The following is a 21,784-nucleotide window of genomic DNA, read 5'->3' as shown; positions in this document are numbered from 1 at the left end:
AGCAATAGTAACTTTTTCATATTTTATGCGGTAATAGACAAAGAATCTGCTAATGTAGAAAAATCGCTAAAAAGTGATCTGAAAAATGTGATGATGATAATAGCTACTATAAATTAGTCCTAATGTTTATCATTCAATTGTTTTTTGTAGCCTATTTCGCAAAGAAAATACTTAAAATGACAATTAAGTAATGAACACCGTTTGAATAATAAATTGCATGGGGGCTTAAAATGGGAAAGTTTATGAAGATGTTAAATAATTTAGTATATGTGATTATATTATTAGGACCAGCAATGTATTTTGGTTACTTAGGCAAGCCAACAGAGATGGGGATATCAGTTATTGCTAGTGCATTAACTTTATCATTCTTAAATATCGATAAATTTGAGTTTTTTAAGGGTGCTGGATTTGAGGCCCAACTCAAAAAAGTTGAGAAAGTAACGGAGGAAGCATATGCGACAATTGAAACATTAAAAAAAGTCGCTGCACCTATCATTGCTGAAACATTGCACTCTATTAACTATGCAATGAGATTTGGAGCTGGTGTATCAGAGATTCAAAGAAAATTGGATACAAAATTAGAGCTAGATCGTATTTCCACTTCATTAGAACTAAATTATGAACCGTTGAAGAAGGAGCAAGAAGATTTCTATAGGTTACATACATACGATTTATTACGTTGGGCAATTGATTATATTCGTTTATTAAATGTAGATAAAGACGTATTTCAGCGTTTAAATACTTTAGGGGAAAGAAAAATCGATGGTGAATATCCTTCAAGAGAAGAAATTGAAAATATATTAGAGTCTGAACATTCAAAGTTAGATGGGGAAGCAAAAGAGCGGATAGAGGATTATTTACACTTCGCAAAGCATGGACAATTACGAAGAAAACTTTCGTAAACGAAATATTAGGGAGGGAATTAAAATGGGTATTCATTGGGATAGAATGTTCCAGTAAGACTGTTATTAATCTTAGCTTTAATGTGATTCATAATCTTTTCACTCCTTCGAATAAATTGCTTAATTTCATTAAAACACATCTGATTCAATTGATCGAATTTCAAGACGGGTATACGAATATGATAGAATTCATCAATTTATATAGTTGATGCACACTAGAAAATTAAACTTGCACGAAATGTGCCGATTCTTGCACGATAATAAAATTTTATGTGAGTTATGATAAATATATAGCAACAAACACAACTCAAAAGGAACTTGATAATTATGAATTTAGTCAGCAATAATGAACTGTTACAGAAGGTGGGAACGAAGAGGCAGCCAGCATGGGTAAACAATGATAATGTAGTCACAGAAAGCTTTGAGAACGATTATGGTGAGTGTTGGATACTAGGGAAGGGTAATGGCGCTATATACCTTGCAGGGAGTGATATGGACTGGCATACGTTCATAGTTGATATAAGTAAGCTAGCTGAACTAGTGAACTAGAGTGGATATAGGACACACTGTATGCATGGATGTCTGTAGAAAATAAGAATTAGACTAGGGTAATTAAAGTAGTGGTTCGCCTGCTGCTCAGTCTTCTACTTTTATTTCCTGAAGTTTGGCGTCTCCAGCATCTACAAGGATTGATGGTAAATTAAAAGAGTCGTCCCAAGAAAGGACGACTCAATAAATATTAAAACCGATTCGATAGCAGATCGGTTTCATCGTCAACCAATACGGCATCATCAGCTTCGTTGACTGCTTTCGCGCCTTTAGAAAGCATACGATCGTAAAAGGAAGGGACCATATCAACAATGAATAACTCGTAGCCATTAGCGTTAGCTACAGTTCGGATCACATGGAGCAATCCAAAGCCGTAACCTTTATTACGCTCTGTGCTGGGAATAAAAATATTAGACAGATACATTTGTTTCAAATCGTGAGATAAAATCAACTGGAGGACAAGAGTAACTGTACGTAATTCCTCTGTTTGTTGAACTTGTACTTTAAGTGTTTCATCAGAATTCGGAGATCCAAAATGGGTTACATCATGTGAATACATCTTTGAAAAAACAGGGGATAGAAAAGTAGATACGGATTGTTGAAGAACTTCAATTATTGGCATATGAAAACCTCGCATTCCGATTATATATATTAATCATAACTTGCTATGGAAAAATCCGCAAATGAAAGTACAAGGCACCAGAGTATAAGCAAGACTCGAACTAATACGTTATATTCTCACTCTGAATGAAAGAATCTGTATATCCTAGAACAACGTATATAACAAAATAAGAATCCCATCACTATAGAGGTTGGGATTCTTAAAGTGCTGCTTTGTTCGCTATTACTTAAACACTATAATCTAATTCATTTGAGGAAGATCATTCCGTTATCGAGCGATACATTTCACTTGTAACCAACTCGATATTCGTACTACCACTTAGATAATGCAATTTACTCTTAGATTGAGATAGCTCTGTTAATGTCTTGTTGTATGCTGCATGATTGCAGAAGGACCAATAGATAAAGACATGATCATATTTCGAGAAGCTTTGTGATTTCCCTAATTGCTCTATATTAAAGATGTCGATGGTCGGAATAAGCTCTTTTAATTTATTGGTCATATTCGTATGACCACCTACCAGGAGGATATCTTTATCATTTAAAGCTTGAAGGACCTGTTCATAGCTAGTAACCACTGCAACTTGTCCCGCTTCGTTATGTAAGTACATATACTCTCGTAAGGCATGAACCTCACGTAACAGTTCCTCTTGAGGTTGCACATGCTCCAAATCTTTTTCCAATCGCTTTTGTTGCAACTCAGACTCTTTAAGTTGTGCTTCCAATTGTTTGATGCGGGCTTGTAAGTTATCATTATCAGTTTGTAGCTCACTTACCTTTTGATTCAATTCATTATCCGCATCATGCTGATTTTCATTTTCATATACCAGGGCAAGTTGTTCAAAGGAATCTTCTAAGTATCCAGTGAAAGCATTTTTAATTTTTTTATACTCGTTAAGAATTGTGATCAATGCTAACTGGACAACGATATACTCCGTAAATTTAATATTGATTTCAGTTCCTGCTTTTAAAATTTCGAGTTCTTGGTACTGATGAACGATGATATCGATTTGTTCCGGAGTGATATAGGCTTGATGGAAAAGATTCCTCGGATTCATATCAAAATGAGTACTACGTGTTATTAAGTTAACAAAGAACTTGAAATAGGTATGATCGAACTGTACGCCTTTGACTTTTAGCATTTTTAGCATAACGTCTCGAATGATTGTAGGCTTTGTAATATCTATATTATGAATCTTTTTAATATTAGAATAAGAATCGTGGTTTGGCTTAATATAGAGGACCTGAAAAGCTTCTTGTTCTTCTTCTAAATCAATTTCGTATTCTGACAGTGTATTGTAGGTAAGTTCAAATAACGTATCAGACTCATCACCTTCCGTATAAAGAATGAGTCTTTGCTGTAAACAGAACAAATAAGCAGCCATGAGTTCATTTTTGGCTTTCATCATAAAGGGGAGATATTCAGACTCCTTTAATTTAGCAATCCTTTTATCGAGATGATTGGAATACTGGTAGACGACACTTCTTGAATCGGCTATATGTTTCACTTGATTATAAATCGAGCGATTATTTTTTTTGATTAAGTCGTAAACAAGCTTTTCAATAGTAGAATCTTTGGTCAAAGCGTAACTTACGACACATTCTAATATCTTAATGGGAATAATTTGTTCGGGATTCAAGCTCTCTATATAAATACAAGCTTCAAATTCATTCTTATAGTAGTCCATATATTGACGTGTATTATCATGAAAGTATTGGATCACTGTTGAAGCAGCTTCATCATTCGAAATTAGTAAATGAACATAGATTAACTGAAGATATCTATGTAGTGGATGATGTTTCATGAATGCTCCAAATGCATCATTATAAATGTCATCTTTTTTATCTAACATTTCAAGTAATGGCATAGCAGGTAGATCCCATGGTGTAGACTCTTGACTATTTTTTTCACTTTTCAAATTATCAAATTTTGAAAAGTCCATACCTAATTGCTCCAGTAAGGATTCAATGTCATGAAGCGCATGTTCTAAATTACTCATTTAGTTTCCTCCGTTCAAAACTAGTACTCATGCTTATAGTATTGCTTATTTATTAGTACATCACAAGTATTGTTATCCCTTGATTAAGGGCATTATAAAATGTTAATTGGTCCTTGATTATCAGAGTTAAGTAATATCAATCTTAGACATATTGATTATGACCGAGGGATAATTACTATCTTAGGTAAAACGAATAACGCTATCTGTATTTAACTCCAAAAATCATTAGGCTGCTTGAAGCGTATTTACCGAAGCGGGGGAAGATTTATATACAAAGAACAAAATTAATAGAATATAGAAGCCCGCACTTAGGGAAGTCAAATATACCCTGTTAGTAGACTGAATAATCATAACTACTGAACAGGGTATATTTTAATTTTGTGTTGCTATTCACCAAATCCGATTAGTTTAGATTGTCGCAGCATTCCTGAATCGGTAAATTCTAATGCTGTGACTCTACATGGAAAATGGACTCCAAGCCAAGCAATGTCCGATTTTTTCATACCTGGCGTTAACTTCTCAAATGGGCAAGGGCCTGAATGGTCCTTCATCACTTTTTGCAACAGTTGTTTAGATGCTTGATCTAATCCAGATACGTGTCCAATGTAGCGATCTTGATATCGTAGTACAAGACTAGAGACATATCCATTCTTCAGCTTTATACCCACCACATCAGCTGTAATACGTACTTCTTTACGCTTCTTATACCAGTTAGTATGCTTCTTGCCCTCTACATAAGGACTATCTACACGCTTTGATATTAACCCTTCCCATTCACGTTCATGTAGCCAATCCCATAGTGCTAGACCATCATCGAATAAGTCAGTAACAAATAGTCTAGGCTGCTTCTCGGGTATTTTATATGATAGCCGTTCGTATCGATCAATAAAAGGCAATGAGCGGATATCGTCCCCATTGTCATACAACATATCGAATGCTACAAAGATCAATGACTCATCATACTTTTGTTTTCTTACACCTAATCGAACTCTCTGAAAGTTTGGTCTAGTTCCGTCAAAATAAGCGATCTCACCATCAAGTACACAAGCACCGATTCGTAAAGGTTTAAGTAATTCCACAATTTCAGGGAATGTGTCATTACGAGGTTCTACTCGTTTTGAGAATATCTCAACCCCACCTTGACCGTCTAATCTAACTAAGGTTCGAACACCATCCCATTTGATTTGATAGCGCCATTCTGATCCGATTGGAATCTCACTTGAATTTCTTGGTGCCATTGGAACAGAGGGAAGAGTCATTTCGATCATGATACATTTTCCTTTTTAGTTCTTCTTTTACGCTTAGGAGCGGGAGTAGGTGGTTGCGGTTTGGTTGCTTCAATACTCGCTTGTAAAGCTGCCATTAAATCAATCACATTGGAACGAGCTGCAGTTGGAGCATTAATGATATCGATACTTTCACCAGCAATCTTTTGTTCGATGAGTTCAGTTAAAGCAACTCTATATTCGTCGGTATATTTATTAGCGTCAAACTTTTCACTTAGTTGATCTACAAGAGTGATCGCCATCTGCAATTCTTTATCGTTAACCTCAGTAGCTTGTGGCACATTAGGCACTTGGCTAATTGATCTTATTTCATCTGGAAAGTGCATGGTTTCTAAACATAAACAATTGTCCACGACACGTATAGCAGCTAAGTTACTTTTACTTCGAATGGAGATTTTAGCAATACCGATCTTTCCAGTTTGTTTTATCGCTTCCATTAGTAAGCTATATGCACCAGAGCCAGCCATATCAGGCGAAAGGTAATAAGGCTTTTCGAAGTATATAGGATCTATATCCGTTAAGTCTACAAAATCGAGTATTTTAATGACGCGAGCAGAATCCGGTCTTATCGTTTCTAATTCATCTTCATTCACAATGACATACTTATCCTTGTCATATTCAAAGCCTTTCACAATATCTTCAGATGTTACATCCTTAGAACAATGAGGACACTTTTTTTCGTAGGCTATAGGCATCCCACAGTCCTTATGTAGTTGTCGAAAGTGTATATCTTTATCTTCAGTTGCTGAGTGCATTTTTACAGGTACATGTACTAAACCAAAGCTAATAGCACCTTTCCATACTGTATGCATTTAACCACTCCTTTTTTTATTTAATATGCCCATTCAAAATAAAAAATATTTCCATTGAATAAAGAACGTTTGTTCGCATATAATAAGAACAAACGTTCTATTAAGGAGTGATACCATGCAAGAGCTGATCGGGAAAGAAGGACAACTTATCTATGTCGATAGCAAACGTAATGTATCTATTCGTAATGTTAAAATATTAGTGGCTGGGGAAGCCCGTTTTATGGCGTACTGTTATAAAGCCAAAGAGGTAAGATCTTTTTTGAAATCGGGTATTGTGGATATAGAATTAATGAGTTTTAAGCATAAGGTTACTGAAGGAGTTAAATTCTGTGAGTAAGCCAAAAGTAATATATTTGAGTGATGCTGAGTCATTTTACTGTTCTGTAGAGAAATCAGAGAATCCTGAATATCAGAATAAACCTCTCGTAGTGGCGGGATCAATTGAAAGGCGCTCTGGGATCGTGCTAGCTGCTTGTCCAATAGCGAAGTCATTTGGTATCACCACTGAACAAAGGATCGGAGAAGCGGTCGCTAGATGCCCTGAACTCGTCATTGTTAGACCAAGAATGCAACGCTATATCGATGTTTCTATGACCATTAATCGTATCTATCAATCATACACCGACTTAGTGGAAGTGTTTTCCATTGATGAGTCATTTTTGGATATTACTGGATCACTACACTTATTCGGCACACCACAGGAGGTAGCCAAACGAATACAATCACGAGTAAAAGCAGAAACAGGCGTGTATGTTCGTTTGGGGATTTCCTCTAATAAAGTGTTAGCAAAAATGGCGAATAATTATGCAAAAAAAGAAGAATCGGGTATTTATACGTTAATGCAGGATCAGCTAAAGGACACGTTATGGACTTTACCCATAGATAAAATGTACATGGTAGGTAGCAAAATGACACAACATTTCAAGATGATGGGTTTACACACGATCGGCAATTTAGCCAACACGCCACTTGAAAAATTCAAGTTAATGATGAGAAGTAAAATGGGTAAGCAGTCGGATGTGAATGCTCAGATGTATTGGAATATTTCGAATGGCATCGACTACAGTTTAGTTACACCCGAAACACATAGCGGTGCACCTAAAACAATTGGTAGCGGGACCACTTTGCCGAAAGATTACAAAGATATCGCAGAAGTATCTGTAATTATCCTCGAGCTTAGTGAGATCGTATGCCATCGAGCACGTATGCAAGGTTACATGGCGTATGTTGTTTCAGTTGACTGTATGGGAGCTGATTATGGTTTTCCAAGCGGTTTTAGTCGACGTGAAAAGATGATTGATCCTACGAATATTACGAATCAGGTATATCACGCTGCAGTTAAATTGTTTTTGAAACATTGGGATGGTCAACCGGTTCGAAAGATAGGTGTAAGTCTTTCACAGTTAAGCTCAGATGAGGAATATCAGATTTCCATATTTGATACGCAACGAGAAAAATTGATGGCACTAGAAAAAGTGACCGATGCGATTAAACAGAAGTATGGGGAGGCAACTATTTTGAGAGCAGCGTCTATTGCACCTGCAGGGCAAGCACTACACCATGCTCAGAAGATAGGCGGTCATTATAAATAAAACATAAACTTATAATAGGAGTGATTCAGATTGGCTAAAGCAAAAGATCCAAAACGCCCAACGAGGGATGAATTTGAATTAGAAGAGTTAGGAGAATGTCTAGTTGAAGCGTTTAATGAAAAAAATGAGATCGTTTTAGAGATATGGAACTGGAGCGAGAGCGTGCAAGATTTTAACGATAAGATGGACTCGCGCACGAAGTTAGTTCATATCGTGAAAGATGAAAGGAGCTATGTAGATGCGGAGCGGGCATCTGTACGCTTATTTTAGCGTTTTAAGGATTGATAAGGTATTTGCTTCATTATACGAATAGAACGGTACTGGCGAACTCAGATCGTCGCATATGAGCATGGCAGATGGAAGATATTAATAAACTCAGGAAGGAATCTCCATTCTCTTTGTGGAATTAATATTCATCAAACCAAAGCGAAGGAGACAATTTTATGCCTGAAACTAAATTAACTGATATCCCGTTAACTTCTTTAGAACAAGCTTTGCTATATGTGTACGGAAAAAAAAGTACAACAGAAACAGCCGAAGTTTTTGGGATTGCGTATACTAGAGTAAAACAATTAATTCTTCAAGCTATCAATAAAATACTCACAAGCAATAAAAATCCAATGATTAATAATGTTAGCGAAATTGATATAACGTGGGATGAAATTATTCCATACATCAAGGATTTGTCTGAAGACGACATGGAAATGGACTTGGAAAACCTCCCAACTAAGTATCATCCAAACCGGCGACTAAATCGTAAAAAAGAAAAAAACATGCAGAAAAAAGGAACTCTAATTTCATTACGTCGACGATATGTTGCAGTAAAGTATGTTACTATTTCAAAAAAGAGAAAGTTCAAAAAAACAGCTGTTGTCAGTACATTTAATTTTAGAAATCTCCCTGATATTTTGAGAAGGTTGGAAACTATACGTGCTGAACTAAAGAAGATCTATCAAAAACATAATTATATACTAGACGGGAATCTATTAGGAGATATCGGTGAAGCAATTGCGAAATTTTATTATCATTTAGACGATTCTGGTCCCAAGGGTACAAAACACATAGACGGATATATTTATGAGAAAAATAATGGCATGACAAATAAAAAAAGTGTTCAAGTTAAATTTATTAACAGCTCTAGTAACTCTGTTAGTGTAGCTGGACCTTCTGATTATTTATTGGTTTTTCAAATAACAACTAATCACAAAATTAGGGAAGTTTATAATGGGACTAATTTTTACTCTAAACAGGGAAAAATCCAAATTAAAAGAATTAGTACACTCACTAACACTACATCATTACCTCGACGTGATGATACTTTTGATTTGTTCGTTTGATATTCATGTAATATTCATCCCACTTTAGTTGCTTGCTTTTGTCCGGGATGTAACACGGATAAAGGCTATAATAAATTGATTTAAAAACGGAATTTTCGAAATTACCTGCTACTAATCAAAAATGATAAAACGGCTCTTTTAATTTATTTACATAGGGTATATAAAGGCTTGAAATTAGATTTAGGAATTTTAGGGGGAGAGCTTATCCATGTTCAATACAAAGGAAGAACGGGTACTTATAGAACATCTAAATAAAATTTATGGTATGGATTATAGAATACAACCGTTTGATTTTACCAAATCAACTGATTTAATTGAAGCTACAACGATGGCAACAGCTGAATTCTTTGACATAGCACACTATTGGAGTACGTTGTCGGAAATCGATGAAAATTTTGATGAGACTCTGGAGACATTTTTCCCAGCTGCGTGGATGAAACTATGTATAAGTGATAGTACTGGAAAACCAATCCTCAATAGAGCAATTAAACAGATTGGTTCTGTTACAGAGACTTTCTATGCGCTAAAGGAAGAATCTGAACGTAAATGTGCTGATACCTGGCGGATTATATTAATAACGGCCAATCCAGAAGTGATGAAACACTTTTTTGGAGATTCAATAACTTTGGTAGATAAATCAGTTTGGAGTAAAGTTTTGGAAGATGAACTATTTGAGCTATTTAGTCAATGTGAATATAAGCATAACGTTGATGAAGCTGCAAATGAATTTGTTAAGGCATTAAAGCTTCGAATTACAATCACTGAAGTTGTTGCCTAAATGACTGAACGTATGATTAATAAAATTATTGGTCAACGGGTTCGCGAATACCGTATAGCTAGACAATTATTAAGCTTGCGATTATATAATCGCAAGCTTTTCAGTATCAAAAAACATAACTATTATGTTTTTTTCGAAAGTTGTAATAGTTGATATATTTCGACTATTGTGCAGCGACAGAAAAGTGGTAACATGATTTCGATGAATTTGATTGAGTTTTTGATTCGCATGTTACCAACTTCCTGTCGCAAAGTTAGGACACAACTCTGGTAACATGTTTGTTGCTCGACAAGAATTTGGTAACATAACAGCGGTAAAATTAAAAAACAGTCCCTAATGGCAAGGAGTTTGTAGAGCCGAGAGGGATGTTACCAAAATGCTGTCGCAGATGATACCAAATTGATGTCGTCAGATGTGCAGCGACAGAAAAGTGGTAACATGATTTCGATGAATTTGATTGAGTTTTTGATTCGCATGTTACCAACTTCCTGTCGCAAAGTTAGGACACAACTCTGGTAACATGTTTGTTGCTCGACAAGAATTTGGTAACATAACAGCGGTAAAATTAAAAAACAGTCCCTAATGGCAAGGAGTTTGTAGAGCCGAGAGGGATGTTACCAAAATGCTGTCGCAGATGATACCAAATTGATGTCGTCAGACATCAGACAAACAGGGTCGTTAACGCTTTAATGTATTAACGCTCTACTGCACAAAATCCGTATTTTGTACATATGTCTATAAATCAATGAAAACCCATATGTATCAATGGTTTTCATTTAGTGTCATACACCATATAACATCTATTTGTTCTACATAAATTATAAGTTAGCTAGCCCTTCTTATCTAAATAAAAAAGCCGCCATTATTTCTGGCGGCAATAACATTCTTACTAACTTCCTGAGCAGCCGACTTTAAGTCATAGGGATGCTTTGTGGTCCAAACAAAAATTCATCTTTAACATTAATTGCTATTTCGTACCACTTTTCTCGTTCAAGTACTACTACTTGAACATTTTCACCAACTGTATTATTCGATTGTGCAGTTTCACGTATTACATGAATGAATGTATTCCCTATACTTTCGGGGTTATTTGGATCGTTAATTTCAGAATTCTCTAATTGACCAATTGCTTCATCCATTCCACTTCCAAAACCAACATGAGATTCTATAACAACCTCATCAAAATCTGTACGACTGTCATAATGGAACATTACGCAAGTCCCATTCGCCTCAAATCCAAATAAAATAAAAGACATTCCTACTGAATATTCTGGCGCATATTTTGAAAATTGTTGTTGAGCGAATTTAAAATATTCTAGCGCACAACCTTTTACTTCTTCAAATGAAACTTTAGATTTTGCTTTGATAATGCATTGTATAGCCATAACGCAGGAGTCACTTAATCTACCAAGACCAGATACAGCTATACCTATACCTTTATGGAGTAGTTGAATTTTAAAAATCTTATCACCCGATATCCCAACGTTATTCTTTTTATCATCTAAGTTCACCCTTAACATATCTGATGCAACAACTATCCCTTGATTATATTTTTGTGCTAAGATCAATGTCATTAAATTCCGCCTCCTCTATAAATATTTTGGCTTTAATAAATTTCACTTAACGTCTTATTTACAAACTTCATGTTTTTATTAAATATTGGCTTATAAATAAACCATTAACATTGGTCTTTCAATTTAATCATATATTTCTGGCGGCAACAACATTCTTGCAAGCTAATTATGAACTTGTTGTGAATAAGAACTTCCACAATAAATCCTGATACCCAATACATTCCTACGTAGAACATGTATTCTGCGCAGTCTTTGTTACAAATGACATAGATCGTATATCTTATTGTTCAGAAATCTTATTTTGTTCTTTAATGTGAAATAAACCAAAACTATATATGATTATAGTTTTGGTTTATTTCAATCATCAAAATGCTTTTTTCTAATAATTAATTTAATTACAACAGTAATTCTCGTGGCGCATTTTTTTCAGTGTTCGAAATCCATTCCGCTAGTTTAACTAACATGGCTTGTACTTCATCATAGGTTAATCCTTCATCCTTAGCTAAATTCCAAATAGAAATCATATAAGAATCAACGTTTCTTGGAAAAGAAATACTATCATTTTCCATGGCACTGTAGAAAGTACGCATACCGTATTCGTTAATGCTATCTTCACCTTGATAAGTATTCATTGTGATTCCCCAACCATTTGAGGTTCTAGTAACTCTATAGACATCTTCATTTCCCCATCGACTAGAATAAATGTTCATTACAAATTGACTTCCAAGGGTAATATCAATTGGATCATCATTGGCTGAAGTATCATCTAAATATTTTAATAGATCTTCAACGGGGTGAATATGGTAATAAAATCTTGGATCATCAGTTGGTATATTTCTATTTTCAGTCATATAAGCATGATGCGTGGGTTCAGGATCAAGTTGATGATGGAGTTCATATGCAACTTGACTCATAGTTTGAAATGCATTTTTCCTTTCTTCTTCTGTAATGTTCTCGAAGTTTTTTGCAATTGCTAGATTTTCTGCAATTACCATTTTCATTTCTTCTTGTTCAGGTGTTAAGTTAACTTTCATTTATTATCCCTGCTCTCTTTTAGAATTCTCTGTCTATCAATATATACCAATAATAAATAATTGATCAGCTAAAGTCAAACTGTAATCGAAAATATACAGAAAAGTTTTAATCCACATTAAAGTTAGATCGGCCTCCATACAACTCAATATTCAAACAGTGTTGACTACAGAAATAACAACAATTCATTTCACTATAAACATATCCCACAGAATTCCTACTACAATAATTGGAAGAAACAACCAAATCGGATGTGGCAAGGGAATATTATCTAAATCATTCAAATTCAACTTCGATATGAATATGATTTTCTCTATAAAACTAGCTTGTCTAAATGGAATGGTTTTTTCAAAGTCATGTAAGTAAGTAACGCCAATTTCTTTATTTTCAGTACCGATAACTCTAACTGCTAATCCTTTATCTGTTGTCTTTGGTTCAGTATCAATGTATACAGTTTTCCCACTCAAGTCCTTACAAAAACTATCTTGTTTCAGTACACCGATTTTCCCCTTATATCTCATCTAATACACTCCTCGTATACAACTTAATATTCAGACAAAGTTCATAACTTAGTTTTGCAGATAATAGCGGTACGGATCAATATTTATATTTAATTCATTGCACACTTTCAAAATAGTTTTTTTCTGACTTCCCTCGCCACGAACAAAATTCATTATCTCCATAGGTTCTAATTCTGTTCGTGCAGCAAGCACTTCATAAGTTATATTTTCATGAATCATTACAGCATCTACAACATCACGTAAATTGGATACTTTCCTTGGGAAGTTATCAAGTAACTCTCGTATTGACCTCATTCCAGAGAGAATATCTTCATCAAAATTTAAGATTCAATTTATCACTTTCCGTTTTATTAGTAACAGATACATAAACTGTTTCTCCTGTTTCTGTCTTAATCCAAAACTCATCGTTTTCGGCAGTCCATTCCATGACTTCTCCTAAAACTTGTTCTCCAGTTGTAGGCGATTTGAGACTAACCTTTTTTCCTATTGAATTATTTCTAAATGTATTTGCATGGTATGAAATAATTCTAAAAATAAACACCAATGTTAAAATGATTCCTATAATATACCAACCAAAATTTAGTGTAGGAAAATAGCTTTTTAAGATAGCAATTACTATGAGCAAAAACCATATTTTCCGATTATATTTAAGTAAGCCAAAAAAAAATCTAAGTTCTTCTTTCAAGATCATTCCCTCTCTCTAATACACTAGTAGGTTATTCATTAAATTACATTAAATATTTAATATCACTTTTACAATATATTGCTAGATTTGCATTATCTCCTTCTATTGATGTAATCGTGACGTATACCGCAAATATTGATGAACCACAGCTTCACTTTTGATCGAAGGATCAAGCTGCAGCCTCTTACTCGTTTTTTGCTCTATCACTTGTAATAAATGAGCAAAGGTAGCATCGGTAAACCATTGCTTGGGAATAGCAATCTTATGACGCATCATCACTTTATTTTTAGAATATACCCACAATACATAAAAGCTTTGATCAGAGTATAGCTCAGGAATGACCTCAGCTCCTAGCGACTTCGCCTTTTTATTAATTAACACAGGTAGCTTCATCATCTTTATGTCATTACTTAATGTTTGAATCGCAATACCGTCGATTTCATCTAGCTTAATGCGATGCGATCCGCTGCCATCTGGCTTGAAAAAATGGCAAACTAGATGCTCACGAGCCAAGCTAATATAAGGAATTTGCTGCTGGGTCGGAGCAGCAAATTCATATTTTTCCACTAATTCCTGATAGATTCCCGTATAGTGACGCTGATAGCAAATAAGAAATAAAGGAAAGCAGAGGAATATCCCAACAACCCAAATCCAGTGCATATGAATGATAGAACCGATTCCACTACCTATTAAAATAATAAGTGGCGTTACATACCAACGATGATTAACCTCTTCAAAATTTCTATATGACATGGCAACATCGCTATATGTTCTCGCCATATGCCAATCTGTTGTAGAGCAGTAAAAGGTTTCTGTTTGGGTCGTCATTTATTTTCTCCTATCATTTAAGTATCAATGTAACTATTGCAGCAATTACAAATTCAACTTTATAATCCTGTCGCTTTCTTCCCCACTCATGGACTCACCCTATTCATTGAAGATCATTATATGTTTTCACTAACTAATATAGATATTTCTTCCCTTTTCCTCAAAAGGACCAATTACTTTTTGTTTTTCCATTTGCTCTATGATCATTACTATGCAATTATAACTAGTTTTTATCTTTTGATTAAGTAGTTTGCGCTGCAAGAAGGGAACTGAAACGAATTGATGCTCTTTTACAATTTCAATACATTGTTTATAGAGATTAAGATCAACTTCAATTGACATAACCTAACTCTCCTTATGAACTGTTTTAATCATTATGTTGTATATTTATTTATTAACTCTATGCTTTGCACCATATCCCTTCTTTTTGCGAACTGTATTAATGCATCAATAGAATCTACATTTTGATTCATACGAAAATGATCTATTTTCCACTCTAAATTATCTAAATAATTAAAGTTCTTATTGTTTGTGGAAATGTCCTTAAACCTTAATTGGTCAAACATATTTAATAATGTTCCAAAATAATCTCGTAGCAACTCATGTTCAATATCATGTATATTGTGATGCTCAATTGAACTTTCGGCTTTTTCACTCAACTTTTCTAGCCCAAGTATTTTTTCTTGTAAGTCCTTAATTGTCATGTTACTAAAATCAGTCGATTGCATTTTATTTCCTCCAATTCTTATGAACGATTTTATTAATTTTAATACATGGGTTTACTTGTCAACATAAATCTAATAAATATAATTAAAGACCATAACGTGATCCCAGATTACTAAAACTATTATAGCGTCAATAACTGCTGTATCATTGGCTATAGATTTAACTTTTACTGCACCCTTCAAGTATATTAATCCTTGAACTAGTAGTATTGTTATGAACAGTATCTTGAAAAAACCTATCAATTCTTTAACACACCTTTCTATTTATCGAATTGTATTATCCATCCCATAAGATAGGCGTTTTATACTGTATTAACAAATGACGTGTGAACTAAGTTTTAATACAGTAGCGAATTTTAGTCCACACAGTCAGGTATTCATTCTGCACTTGTATTTTTCGCCTTTTGTTTAAGATCGGTTAACTTTTGTCTATATAAGACCTGATCCCAAATACTATTTTCAAGTTCTTTTTCGAGATATATAATATACCTGCCCATTTCATCTAGTGCTTCGAGTTGTTTATGTAGTTGTTTGTTTTCTTTTAATAATGCCACTTGTTTCAAGGATATTTGTTGCATAGTGTTGCTCTCTTTTTCTAAACGAATATTTTCTCTATCTACTAAAATATCCTTAAAAACCTCATTGTCCATATTGCTTATTAAAGTATCAGCTAATAGCGAAACCGCTTTAGATAAATAATCTGAGTAGCTGGTATATCCATTGAGCCATTTATTACGAATGCCTGGTTGAATGATTTCACAAATTTCCATCGCTTTAATAAAATTATATTCGGTAAGCGGTTCTTTTTCCTCTGTGATTTCCAATCCATTTAACTGGGGATCTTTACGTTTCGAATGGCGTGGAAATTCTCGCTCGATTATCAGAATTTCGCCATCTCGAAGCTGTAAATATCCAACTTTGATCAATGACTCATAATGACGATAGACATGAGCAGCATGTTCCTCATCCTCATCTCGACATACACAAGTCCAGCAATGATTAGCTAACCCTCCATGTTTCCAGACTGACCAGGTTTTCATTCCAACCCCTACCTTTATAATGAATTAATTTATTCATTTTGTTACTTAACCAAACAATGATTAAATTACGATGGTTAATTCCGATTGGCTGTAGAAGGTAATATAGATAGTATTGTTATATAGAGAAATAGGGCTGTTAATTGAATTATTAGAAAATTTATTCCATTAATTAAGTGTAATTTCATTAAAAAATGAATGTCTTTGGATTTATGTAGTTCACTTAACTTCAGCCCTATTTGAGTATGGATTGATTTAATCTTACCGAATTCGTCTAAATTATTATCCATCTAGCTATACTCTCCTTTTCATTACTGCAGCTATTTACGAACTCGAACCAATGAACCCTCTCCAATATAAAAACACTCAGCCCTTCCCGAATGGATTTGAATAGGATCTCCTTGGCTACAACCCCACTCATATCTACCAGGTATCCAACCATCACCAAACTTCACTTCTATGTAGCTGCCAGTATGTATTGGTTTACCCGAGACAAAGTGTCGTAATCCGCTTCCTGATCCCTCGTGACCCAATGTAATATAACCTTCTAACATATTTTCTTTTTTGGGTTCTTTTGTCATGGGGTCTTTTTCGCCTACCCATTTTTTAACTTCCAAACGACTTCCGTATATTGGTTCTACCCAATCTGCATCATAGTAGGTTCTGCCAGTATAAGATCCAAATTGTTCAGTAGTGAACAGCATTCTAATTTCAGATAGTAATGGTACTCGAACTATTTCTTCTCCGACCTCAGGAAAACGTCTTTCAATGAGATCCGACCAAACATAAGATAGAAAATCATCGTTACTCTTTAACTCAAACTTGGGAAGCAACGTTATATAATTAATTCGTTTTTTCCCTAATGAATTTTTATCTTCCTCCTGGCGCATTGATCCTGGATATGGATATAAGATGTACAAACCTAGATGATATAAATGAACATCAATATCACCGGAAATCAACTTGTCTACTAAAGATTTCAGAAATTTAATACGTTCTGATTTATTATCTGTGTTGAGGTAAAGGCGATTAACGGTTCTTAAATTTATAAAATATGTAGATGGGTACTGATACGTTAGATCATTATTTGCCCATCTACGAATAATCACAGGATAAACTGCCCCTGCTTTTCCCTGCATGCCTCGTTCCATTACAGAATCCATGTAATCAAAAATTTGTTGACTATTCTTATCAAAAGTTATAATTTTTTCACTCAATTAACTCACGCTCCCTCTTTTTATGTACGACTTTTTTCATTATGTTGTTTAAATCAATACTAAGGTTATGCATCCGGAATATTCAAAAAATGTTTTTCAATAATATCAAATCTTTTATGTTTTTGAAGAAAATGAACGATCTCATTATAAGACATTGGTGTGATATTGTTTTTTATTCCATTTAAGTAATCCCAACGAAATAACGCATCAAAACCTATAGATTCTGTTTTATTTCTTGTTATAAAATATCTATCATTTGTTGTTTTTTAAATTGTGAACCAACCTGGTGATAGATCAGCTACATATTCTGATTTATTAACGTCATATCTTAGCCCACCTACTATTGCTTCATTTGCTCTTGGGGTAAATTTACTTGTAATTTTTTTTTCGTTCACTTTAATGTACTCCTTTCCAATGAATGGAATTATTCATTTTGATGTATGATCTTCCTGGTCAACCGTTAACTGTTTATGTTTATCTATTTGATCTAAAATCACTTGAATATTTTTAAGATCATGTTCATTGGCCGCTTTTTCCCATTCTGTTAAACATTCTTGACATAAGTTTACTAATATTTCATCTGTTATTGGGATTGTATATGTTGCTTGTTTTTGTATACTCATAGTTAAACATTCATCACAATTTAACACTTAAAAGCTCCTTTCTCATACACCAGGCTATTCAATATATTTCATAGTTCATTTGAGATATTAGTTATTAGCCAATATATTGGTGTCCTTCTTCTTTTTTGCTCATCTTCATATGTTCTTTCTAATTTTTGCATATCGTCATTAATCCATATTTGATTGTATTTGTTATATGTTTGTAATTGTCCATCTTGGAGACGATAAAAGAAAAAACCACCTACTACATTTTCATGAGCAATTACTCTTCCTTCAAGCAGCTTTTCTTTTGCAATTAAATAATCATGTACCACATTGCTGTTATCGTCATGTAAAACAGCAAAAGGATACTTACTAAAAAAAATCCAACGTCTAGGAATTTTATAAGTTCCATCACTGTTCATTTTATGTCCCCCTTTCTATGAACTAATTTATTCAATAAGTTACCTCACAGATTCAATAATACTTTTTGCGTAATCTACAGGAGTAACAGATAACATTCCATTTGTGAAAATATAGGTGTTCGCTCGATCCCCATAGTAAACTTTATGTTGTAGGGAACTTCTTAAAATAACGAGAATGTCACATATTTTATAAGTCTCAAATTCTTTTGATTGTCTTAATACTTCTAACAACGCTATATAGAAATGAGAGTAATCATGAAATCCTTCTACAGTAATAGGTAAATCAGATTCAACTAATTTAAATGTTTCAGTAATATCTTTATCTTTAATACTTTGTTTTACAGATTCCAATGAACCTTGAAGTGTCAAACCTCTGTTTAACCTTAGAATAATTAAATCGAGAATACTGAATGTTGTGATATAACTTATTTCTATTTTCACTTCACGTTTTTTGAACATATATTCACACTTCCTATTCTATCTAGATTTTTTTCAATACAACCAGGTATTCAATATGTGTCCTAGGATTACATCTGTGTAAGGTTGTATAAATAACCAATACAAAAAACTACTAATGATGGAATGCTCATTTTTATTACAGTATCTATTCCTTCATTAGATGCTTCACTGAAACTATCAGGACCTAAAACCGCATTTCCTATCAGTGTGAAGACGTACATAGCTATTAGAATAACTATGTAACCAATAATGTATAAAGTGTGAAGTTCCATATTAAGCCCCCTCCATTATGAACGGATTTATTCAATATGTTTCTTTATAAATTCACCCAAACTACCGCACCTTTTGGATGATTGTATGGTATAGGATTCTCATAACGTCTTGGGCTATCTATCACCCACACATAAGGATATTTATACCTTGAAATGTCAAACGCTCCATTTCGGATTCTATGCTTTTCTACATTTTGATCAAATAACTCTTGTGTTAGCGGAAATGTATCTATTAAATCTACAATGCCATGTACCGATTTAGTACCACTAAAAATGATACCTGTTTCCCCACGGTGCTTTATATTGCCATTGCGTATTTCCCAAGACTTAAAACCGTCAAGGATGTCATTTCCCCAACTAGGTAACACTATAAGTCCTTTCAATTCGTCACTCCCTATTCATTATTTTGCAAGTTTTTAAGTTTTTTCTTCTCCTACTGTGCTAGTCGGTCGTTAATTCCGACTGGCCATAGTAGGAATTGAATACACCAGGCTATTCATTATGTAGCATTAAGCAATCTCACAACGATTGAAACTAAATTTACTAATATCACAATAAAAGAAAGAAAATAATTAATTGTTTTGTAATTCTTGGTCTTCTCTGTCTTTCTAGCAATCATAAATATGATTATTCCAATTACTAGACCAGTTATATTAAGCCACATAGTTACACACCTTTCTATTTGTAAATGCTAATCTAAAAGTGTACCACTTACATAGCGTTCGCTAATGTAATAGTTGACCACCCTGAACCAAGTCCCTGTTATGCTGAATATAGTTCAGCAGCCAGGGGGAAAGGGTATGTATAGTATGGTAGATAAAGAGTATGTTAGAAAACGACATCATGTGGATGGTTGGTCCATTCGCGAACTCAGCAAGCAATTAAAAATTTCAAGACAAACTATTCGTAAAATGCTCGAGGATGCAACATTGCCGAAATATAATCGTAGGCAAGATCGAAACTGTCCCGTTATGGATCCCTATCGCGTGTTCATTGAGAACATATTGCTTGAGGATAAAAACGCTCCGGTCAAACAACGGCATACAGCAGCACGAATATTTGAACGTCTTGTCGATGAGTATCAATTTAAAGGTGGCGAATCAACTGTCCGTCACTACGTGCGAAAATTGAAAGTACCTGAGCAAGAGTGTTTTCTTAAGCTTGAGGCTAACCCTGGTGAGCAAATGCAGATCGACTTCGGTCATGCCGAGGTAAATATAGACGGTCAGCGTGTGAAAGCTTGTCTGTTCTGTATGCGCTTCAAGTACAGCCTTGTCCCATTCGTTGTCGCTTTTCCCACCGAACGTCTTGAGGCGTTCTTAGAAGGTCATGTCCGTGGATTTACCTACTTCGGTGGCATACCCAGCCAAGGGTTGTACGACAATGCCACGACACAAGTTATTAAAGTCCTCTCTGGTCCCGAGCGCGAAGAACATCAATGGTTTTCCAGCTTACGAGCCCATTACTTATTCGACAGCCATTTTTGCCAGCCCGCACATGGCAATGAGAAAGGTACCGTCGAATCCCTCGTGAAATATGTGCGAAGCCGTGCCCTTGTTCCTGTCCCCTCTTTTGCTTCATGGGAGGAGTGTAACGACCATCTCCTACGTTGGTGTGAAAAGGAAAAAGAAAAGCATGCTACGCGCTGGCAAGAAGAGTCATCAGCTCTTCGTCCACTGCCGAATACTTCGTTCTCATCCGCCCGCCCACTGGCGGTTAAAGTAAATACTTACGCACTGGCTACCGTAGATCGTAATCAATATTCTGTACCTTGCCAGTATACGGGCCGTATGATCATGGCCAAGGCGTATGTGGATCGTATCGATCTCATCGTCGGCTGCGACATCATCGCCACACATGTTAGGTGCTACAAACGTGAACAAGTATTCATGGAAATCGAGCACTACCTCACTGTCCTTGAGCGAAAACCGCATGCCGTCACGCATGCTTCTGTGGTTCGTCGGCTTCCTGTTGTATTTGGCAGACTGCGAGAGCGGATGACATCGGTTCATCCTCAAGGGTATAAAGACTTCTTAGCGGTATTGCTTCTTCTTCGAGAATATTCCTTAACCGACGTGGCGACAGTACTCGAAACCATGGAGGTAGCGGATGTTACCGCAGCTACCCTACGACAACGCTTATCTCCAGTGGAGATCACGGATACGACAGATGTGATGACCACACCAGCGCATGCCGCGCAATATGATCAACTGCTTCAGGGGGTAGTCTAAATATGACAAACGCACTTATTCAAGCACGTGTAGATATCGCATGCGGGGAGCTTCGCATGCCAGGACTACTTAAGCAATATCCGAGTCTCCTACGGGAAGCTCTCGAGCAAAATGCCGACCATCTTCAATTTCTAGCCTCATGTCTCGAACACGAGGTACTAAAGAAACAGGAGCAAAAGCAGCAGTATCTTTTACGGCAAGCAAAGTTTCCCAAGCCGAAAACACTACAGGAATTCCAATTCGCCCACATTCCGAAGCTACCAAAGCTAAAGATCGAACAGCTCGCTCAAGGTGCTTTT

At 35.2% G+C, this 21,784-nt stretch carries 29 protein-coding genes; 9 read left to right on the top strand and 20 right to left on the bottom strand.

The genetic code is table 11. The annotated features are described in order from the left end of the window. The first annotated feature begins 230 nt into the window (after window positions 1–230). Window positions 231–902, top strand: coding sequence for a hypothetical protein (locus tag AC1TPB_RS18105; RefSeq protein WP_482077802.1), 672 nt, complete (start codon window positions 231–233; stop codon window positions 900–902). Window positions 903–1,229: 327 nt separating this feature from the next. Then, the gene (locus tag AC1TPB_RS18100) at window positions 1,230–1,451 is read left to right on the top strand and encodes a hypothetical protein (RefSeq protein ID WP_482077801.1); all 222 of its coding nucleotides are present in this window, start codon (window positions 1,230–1,232) and stop codon (window positions 1,449–1,451) included. Window positions 1,452–1,641: 190 nt separating this feature from the next. Here the strand turns inward: AC1TPB_RS18100 and AC1TPB_RS18095 are convergent, their stop codons facing one another. The 4 genes from AC1TPB_RS18095 to ku all read right to left on the bottom strand — a co-directional run bounded on the left by AC1TPB_RS18095 (window position 1,642) and on the right by ku (window position 6,170). Then, window positions 1,642–2,073, bottom strand: coding sequence for a hypothetical protein (locus AC1TPB_RS18095; protein ID WP_482077800.1), 432 nt, complete (start codon window positions 2,071–2,073; stop codon window positions 1,642–1,644). Window positions 2,074–2,332: 259 nt separating this feature from the next. After that, complete coding sequence (locus AC1TPB_RS18090) at window positions 2,333–4,072, bottom strand: hypothetical protein (protein WP_482077799.1); 1,740 nt, start codon at window positions 4,070–4,072, stop codon at window positions 2,333–2,335. Between the two features lie 386 nt (window positions 4,073–4,458). After that, on the bottom strand, window positions 4,459–5,310 hold the full coding sequence (locus AC1TPB_RS18085; protein WP_482077798.1) for an ATP-dependent DNA ligase: 852 nt from the start codon (window positions 5,308–5,310) through the stop codon (window positions 4,459–4,461). A 26-nt stretch (window positions 5,311–5,336) separates the two neighbouring features. Continuing rightward, entirely contained in the window at window positions 5,337–6,170 is an 834-nt protein-coding gene (gene ku, locus AC1TPB_RS18080) for a non-homologous end joining protein Ku (protein ID WP_482077797.1), read from the bottom strand. A gap of 115 nt (window positions 6,171–6,285) precedes the next feature. On the opposite strand from ku, the gene AC1TPB_RS18075 reads away from it, so the two are divergent. The 5 genes from AC1TPB_RS18075 to AC1TPB_RS18055 all read left to right on the top strand — a co-directional run bounded on the left by AC1TPB_RS18075 (window position 6,286) and on the right by AC1TPB_RS18055 (window position 9,877). Further along, complete coding sequence (locus AC1TPB_RS18075; RefSeq protein ID WP_482077796.1) at window positions 6,286–6,507, top strand: hypothetical protein; 222 nt, start codon at window positions 6,286–6,288, stop codon at window positions 6,505–6,507. Continuing rightward, window positions 6,500–7,762, top strand: a complete 1,263-nt coding sequence (locus tag AC1TPB_RS18070; protein WP_482077795.1) for a DNA polymerase IV — start codon at window positions 6,500–6,502, stop codon at window positions 7,760–7,762. Before AC1TPB_RS18075 ends, AC1TPB_RS18070 begins: the two co-directional genes overlap by 8 nt. Before the next feature lie 30 nt (window positions 7,763–7,792). Next, window positions 7,793–8,032: a YolD-like family protein gene (locus AC1TPB_RS18065; protein ID WP_482077794.1), complete on the top strand. Its 240-nt coding sequence runs from the start codon at window positions 7,793–7,795 to the stop codon at window positions 8,030–8,032. Window positions 8,033–8,205: 173 nt separating this feature from the next. Then, complete coding sequence (locus AC1TPB_RS18060) at window positions 8,206–9,099, top strand: DUF6998 domain-containing protein (protein WP_482077793.1); 894 nt, start codon at window positions 8,206–8,208, stop codon at window positions 9,097–9,099. 208 nt (window positions 9,100–9,307) lie between these two features. Further along, window positions 9,308–9,877: a hypothetical protein gene (locus AC1TPB_RS18055; RefSeq protein ID WP_482077792.1), complete on the top strand. Its 570-nt coding sequence runs from the start codon at window positions 9,308–9,310 to the stop codon at window positions 9,875–9,877. A gap of 911 nt (window positions 9,878–10,788) precedes the next feature. Here the strand turns inward: AC1TPB_RS18055 and AC1TPB_RS18050 are convergent. The 16 genes from AC1TPB_RS18050 to AC1TPB_RS17975 all read right to left on the bottom strand — a co-directional run bounded on the left by AC1TPB_RS18050 (window position 10,789) and on the right by AC1TPB_RS17975 (window position 19,637). Continuing rightward, window positions 10,789–11,451, bottom strand: a complete 663-nt coding sequence (locus AC1TPB_RS18050) for an Ntn hydrolase family protein (RefSeq protein ID WP_482077791.1) — start codon at window positions 11,449–11,451, stop codon at window positions 10,789–10,791. Window positions 11,452–11,846: 395 nt separating this feature from the next. Next, on the bottom strand, window positions 11,847–12,485 hold the full coding sequence (locus tag AC1TPB_RS18045) for a hypothetical protein (protein WP_482077790.1): 639 nt from the start codon (window positions 12,483–12,485) through the stop codon (window positions 11,847–11,849). Window positions 12,486–12,668: 183 nt separating this feature from the next. Further along, window positions 12,669–13,004 carry a hypothetical protein gene (locus AC1TPB_RS18040; RefSeq protein ID WP_482077789.1) on the bottom strand — a complete coding sequence of 112 codons (336 nt, stop codon included), beginning with the start codon at window positions 13,002–13,004 and terminating at the stop codon, window positions 12,669–12,671. A 48-nt stretch (window positions 13,005–13,052) separates the two neighbouring features. After that, a complete protein-coding gene (locus tag AC1TPB_RS18035) occupies window positions 13,053–13,298 on the bottom strand; it encodes a hypothetical protein (RefSeq protein ID WP_482077788.1) in 246 nt (81 codons plus the stop codon). Window positions 13,299–13,317: 19 nt separating this feature from the next. Beyond that, window positions 13,318–13,689: a hypothetical protein gene (locus AC1TPB_RS18030; RefSeq protein WP_482077787.1), complete on the bottom strand. Its 372-nt coding sequence runs from the start codon at window positions 13,687–13,689 to the stop codon at window positions 13,318–13,320. Window positions 13,690–13,791: 102 nt separating this feature from the next. Beyond that, a complete protein-coding gene (locus AC1TPB_RS18025; RefSeq protein ID WP_482077786.1) occupies window positions 13,792–14,517 on the bottom strand; it encodes a hypothetical protein in 726 nt (241 codons plus the stop codon). Window positions 14,518–14,646: 129 nt separating this feature from the next. After that, a complete protein-coding gene (locus tag AC1TPB_RS18020) occupies window positions 14,647–14,859 on the bottom strand; it encodes a DNA translocase FtsK (protein ID WP_482077785.1) in 213 nt (70 codons plus the stop codon). Between the two features lie 32 nt (window positions 14,860–14,891). Continuing rightward, the gene (locus AC1TPB_RS18015; RefSeq protein ID WP_482077784.1) at window positions 14,892–15,245 is read right to left on the bottom strand and encodes a hypothetical protein; all 354 of its coding nucleotides are present in this window, start codon (window positions 15,243–15,245) and stop codon (window positions 14,892–14,894) included. Between the two features lie 374 nt (window positions 15,246–15,619). Next, entirely contained in the window at window positions 15,620–16,282 is a 663-nt protein-coding gene (locus tag AC1TPB_RS18010) for a hypothetical protein (RefSeq protein WP_482077783.1), read from the bottom strand. A gap of 317 nt (window positions 16,283–16,599) precedes the next feature. Continuing rightward, window positions 16,600–17,496: a hypothetical protein gene (locus AC1TPB_RS18005; protein WP_482077782.1), complete on the bottom strand. Its 897-nt coding sequence runs from the start codon at window positions 17,494–17,496 to the stop codon at window positions 16,600–16,602. A 266-nt stretch (window positions 17,497–17,762) separates the two neighbouring features. After that, the gene (locus AC1TPB_RS18000; protein ID WP_482077781.1) at window positions 17,763–17,891 is read right to left on the bottom strand and encodes a hypothetical protein; all 129 of its coding nucleotides are present in this window, start codon (window positions 17,889–17,891) and stop codon (window positions 17,763–17,765) included. Between the two features lie 33 nt (window positions 17,892–17,924). After that, a complete protein-coding gene (locus tag AC1TPB_RS17995) occupies window positions 17,925–18,146 on the bottom strand; it encodes a hypothetical protein (protein ID WP_482077780.1) in 222 nt (73 codons plus the stop codon). A 41-nt stretch (window positions 18,147–18,187) separates the two neighbouring features. After that, the gene (locus tag AC1TPB_RS17990; RefSeq protein ID WP_482077779.1) at window positions 18,188–18,523 is read right to left on the bottom strand and encodes a hypothetical protein; all 336 of its coding nucleotides are present in this window, start codon (window positions 18,521–18,523) and stop codon (window positions 18,188–18,190) included. A 39-nt stretch (window positions 18,524–18,562) separates the two neighbouring features. Continuing rightward, complete coding sequence (locus AC1TPB_RS17985; RefSeq protein WP_482077778.1) at window positions 18,563–18,982, bottom strand: hypothetical protein; 420 nt, start codon at window positions 18,980–18,982, stop codon at window positions 18,563–18,565. A gap of 68 nt (window positions 18,983–19,050) precedes the next feature. Beyond that, on the bottom strand, window positions 19,051–19,254 hold the full coding sequence (locus AC1TPB_RS17980; RefSeq protein WP_482077777.1) for a hypothetical protein: 204 nt from the start codon (window positions 19,252–19,254) through the stop codon (window positions 19,051–19,053). 44 nt (window positions 19,255–19,298) lie between these two features. Further along, complete coding sequence (locus AC1TPB_RS17975; RefSeq protein WP_482077776.1) at window positions 19,299–19,637, bottom strand: ASCH domain-containing protein; 339 nt, start codon at window positions 19,635–19,637, stop codon at window positions 19,299–19,301. 417 nt (window positions 19,638–20,054) lie between these two features. Here AC1TPB_RS17975 and istA point away from each other — a divergent pair, with 417 nt between their 5' ends. Together istA and AC1TPB_RS17965 are read left to right on the top strand one after the other, a co-directional pair. Beyond that, entirely contained in the window at window positions 20,055–21,485 is a 1,431-nt protein-coding gene (gene istA / locus AC1TPB_RS17970) for an IS21 family transposase (protein WP_482077775.1), read from the top strand. 2 nt (window positions 21,486–21,487) lie between these two features. Beyond that, on the top strand, window positions 21,488–21,784 hold a 297-nt coding region (locus AC1TPB_RS17965), incomplete at its 3' end, for an ATP-binding protein (RefSeq protein ID WP_482077774.1).

This window comes from Paenibacillus sp. Y951 (genome assembly GCF_056786395.1).
This window is presented reverse-complemented; position numbering and strand designations above follow the sequence as displayed.

Bases quoted from the DNA above. Each gene is read 5' to 3' on its own strand.
- AC1TPB_RS18105 (WP_482077802.1), top strand. From the start codon at position 231: ATGGGAAAGTTTATGAAGATGTTAAATAATTTAGTATATGTGATTATA.
- AC1TPB_RS18100 (WP_482077801.1), top strand. From the start codon at position 1,230: ATGAATTTAGTCAGCAATAATGAACTGTTACAGAAGGTGGGAACGAAG.
- AC1TPB_RS18095 (WP_482077800.1), bottom strand. From the start codon at position 2,073: ATGCCAATAATTGAAGTTCTTCAACAATCCGTATCTACTTTTCTATCC.
- AC1TPB_RS18090 (WP_482077799.1), bottom strand. From the start codon at position 4,072: ATGAGTAATTTAGAACATGCGCTTCATGACATTGAATCCTTACTGGAG.
- AC1TPB_RS18085 (WP_482077798.1), bottom strand. From the start codon at position 5,310: ATGGCACCAAGAAATTCAAGTGAGATTCCAATCGGATCAGAATGGCGC.
- ku (WP_482077797.1), bottom strand. From the start codon at position 6,170: ATGCATACAGTATGGAAAGGTGCTATTAGCTTTGGTTTAGTACATGTA.
- AC1TPB_RS18075 (WP_482077796.1), top strand. From the start codon at position 6,286: ATGCAAGAGCTGATCGGGAAAGAAGGACAACTTATCTATGTCGATAGC.
- AC1TPB_RS18060 (WP_482077793.1), top strand. From the start codon at position 8,206: ATGCCTGAAACTAAATTAACTGATATCCCGTTAACTTCTTTAGAACAA.
- AC1TPB_RS18055 (WP_482077792.1), top strand. From the start codon at position 9,308: ATGTTCAATACAAAGGAAGAACGGGTACTTATAGAACATCTAAATAAA.
- AC1TPB_RS18050 (WP_482077791.1), bottom strand. From the start codon at position 11,451: ATGACATTGATCTTAGCACAAAAATATAATCAAGGGATAGTTGTTGCA.
- AC1TPB_RS18045 (WP_482077790.1), bottom strand. From the start codon at position 12,485: ATGAAAGTTAACTTAACACCTGAACAAGAAGAAATGAAAATGGTAATT.
- AC1TPB_RS18040 (WP_482077789.1), bottom strand. From the start codon at position 13,004: ATGAGATATAAGGGGAAAATCGGTGTACTGAAACAAGATAGTTTTTGT.
- AC1TPB_RS18035 (WP_482077788.1), bottom strand. From the start codon at position 13,298: ATGAGGTCAATACGAGAGTTACTTGATAACTTCCCAAGGAAAGTATCC.
- AC1TPB_RS18025 (WP_482077786.1), bottom strand. From the start codon at position 14,517: ATGACGACCCAAACAGAAACCTTTTACTGCTCTACAACAGATTGGCAT.
- AC1TPB_RS18020 (WP_482077785.1), bottom strand. From the start codon at position 14,859: ATGTCAATTGAAGTTGATCTTAATCTCTATAAACAATGTATTGAAATT.
- AC1TPB_RS18015 (WP_482077784.1), bottom strand. From the start codon at position 15,245: ATGCAATCGACTGATTTTAGTAACATGACAATTAAGGACTTACAAGAA.
- AC1TPB_RS18010 (WP_482077783.1), bottom strand. From the start codon at position 16,282: ATGAAAACCTGGTCAGTCTGGAAACATGGAGGGTTAGCTAATCATTGC.
- AC1TPB_RS17990 (WP_482077779.1), bottom strand. From the start codon at position 18,523: ATGAACAGTGATGGAACTTATAAAATTCCTAGACGTTGGATTTTTTTT.
- AC1TPB_RS17985 (WP_482077778.1), bottom strand. From the start codon at position 18,982: ATGTTCAAAAAACGTGAAGTGAAAATAGAAATAAGTTATATCACAACA.
- AC1TPB_RS17980 (WP_482077777.1), bottom strand. From the start codon at position 19,254: ATGGAACTTCACACTTTATACATTATTGGTTACATAGTTATTCTAATA.
- istA (WP_482077775.1), top strand. From the start codon at position 20,055: ATGTATAGTATGGTAGATAAAGAGTATGTTAGAAAACGACATCATGTG.